The organism is Pseudonocardia pini, from assembly GCF_013870575.1.
In the GTDB taxonomy this organism is placed as follows: Bacteria; Actinomycetota; Actinomycetes; order Mycobacteriales; family Pseudonocardiaceae; genus Pseudonocardia; species Pseudonocardia pini.
In genome coordinates, this window is sequence record NZ_JACBXB010000913.1 from 1 (window position 1) to 1,959 (window position 1,959).

Here is a 1,959-nt window from a genome sequence, read left to right on the forward strand (position 1 = left end):
AGCGAGGACCCCGCGACGGCGCACCGCGCCGCCCACACCCTCACGGGCCTCGCGGACACCTTCGGCGCCACCACGCTGGCCCGGCTGTGCCGGGAGGCGGACCCGGCGGCGGTCGCGGCCGAGCACGCCCGGGTGGTCGCCGCGTTGGAGCAGGTCAGCGGGCACTTGGCGGACGTTTAGCGGCCAGGCGTTGGCTTCGGCCATCGAATCCCGTGATCGGAAGGCTGCGATGAGCATCGAGAACGCCCCGCCGGCCACAGCGCCCGCCGAAGGCGCGCGCACCGGCGCCGCCAAGGAGACCCTGGAGGACTACACCCTCCGCTTCGCCCCGCGGAGCTACCGCAAGTGGGGCACCGGGACCGTCGCGGTGTCGGCGCTGGGCGGCATCGCCTACCTCGCCGACTTCGCGATCGGCGCCAACATCGGCATCTCCTACGGCACGGTGAACGCCCTGTGGGGCATCCTCGTGTTCGCGGTGGTCATCTTCGTGACGGGCTTCCCCGTCGCCTACTACGCCGCCCGCTACAACCTCGACCTCGACCTGATCACCCGCGGCTCCGGCTTCGGCTACTACGGGTCGGTGGTCACGAACGTCATCTTCGCGACGTTCACGTTCATCTTCTTCGCCCTCGAGGGCTCGATCATGGCCCAGGGCCTCGAGCTGGGGCTGGGCATCCCACCGTGGCTCGGCTACGCCTTGTCCACGATCATCATCTTCCCGCTGGTCATGTACGGGATGTCGCTGCTCTCGAAGCTGCAGCTCTGGACGACGCCGCTCTGGCTGGTCCTGATGGTCGCTCCGTTCGTCTACCTGCTGGTGCAGCACCCGGAGTCCGTCGGCCAGTTCCTCTCCTACCAGGGTGAGGACGGCCTGGGGCAGCCCAGCCTCGGCGCCGTCATGCTCGCCGCCGGTGTCTGCCTCTCGCTGATCGCGCAGATCGCCGAGCAGATCGACTACCTGCGCTTCATGCCGCCGAAGACCCCGGAGAACTCGCGCCGCTGGTGGAGCGCGATGGTGCTGGCCGGGCCGGGCTGGGTCATCTTCGGGGCGATCAAGCAGGTCGTCGGGCTGTTCCTCGCCGTGTACCTGATCGCCAACGTGGCGGGTGGCGCCGGTGTCGCCAACGAGCCCGTGCACCAGTTCCTGGAGATCTACAACCAGTTCCTGCCGCCGTGGGCCGCCATCGCGCTGGCCGTGGTGCTCGTGGTGATCAGCCAGGTCAAGATCAACGTCACCAACGCCTACTCCGGCTCGCTGGCCTGGACGAACTCCTACACCCGGCTGACCAAGCACTACCCGGGCCGCCTGGTGTTCGTCGGGGTGAACCTGCTGATCGCGCTCGTGCTGATGGAAGCCAACATGTTCGACTTCCTCAACACCATCCTGGGCTTCTACGCCAACTGCGGCATGGCCTGGATCGTCGTGGTCGCGGTGGACATCGCGGTCAACAAGTACCTGCTGAAGCTCTCGCCCATCCAGCCCGAGTTCCGCCGCGGGATGCTCTACAACATCAACCCGGTCGGCTTCGTGTCGATGCTGGTGTCGGCGGGCGTGTCGATCCTGGTCTTCTTCGGGGCCTTCGGCTCGGCCATCCAGCCGTTCAGCCCGCTCGTCGCGATCGGCCTGGCCGTGGTGCTGCCCCCGATCCTGGCGATCGCCACCAAGGGCAGGTACTACCTGCGCCGCACGGACGACGGCATCGACCTGCCCATGCTGGACGAGCACGGCAACCCGTCCGGCGTGGCGCTGGACTGCCACGTCTGCGGCGAGTCCTTCGAGCGCCCGGACATGGCGGCCTGCGAGGCCCACGAGGCCTACGTCTGCTCGCTGTGCCTGAGCCAGGACAAGACCGGCGAGCACGTCCTGCCCGCCCAGGTCCGCTCCTGACCGATCGCCTGCGCGGTGGGTGGTGCTCCGGCGCCACCCACCGCGCACGCGTCCGTCGACGCGTCGGTGGG

The 1,959-nt window shown here is 68.8% G+C and carries 2 protein-coding genes; both read left to right on the forward strand.

Features of this window, described 5'->3' with window-relative positions; genetic code table 11:
- Positions 1-180: Hpt domain-containing protein (locus tag H5J29_RS30710; protein ID WP_181784443.1), on the forward strand; the 180-nt coding region annotated here is incomplete at its 5' end.
- A 49-nt stretch (positions 181-229) separates the two neighbouring features.
- Positions 230-1,888, forward strand: a complete 1,659-nt coding sequence (locus H5J29_RS30715) for a purine-cytosine permease family protein (RefSeq protein WP_181784444.1) — start codon at positions 230-232, stop codon at positions 1,886-1,888.
- Positions 1,889-1,959 lie beyond the last annotated feature (71 nt).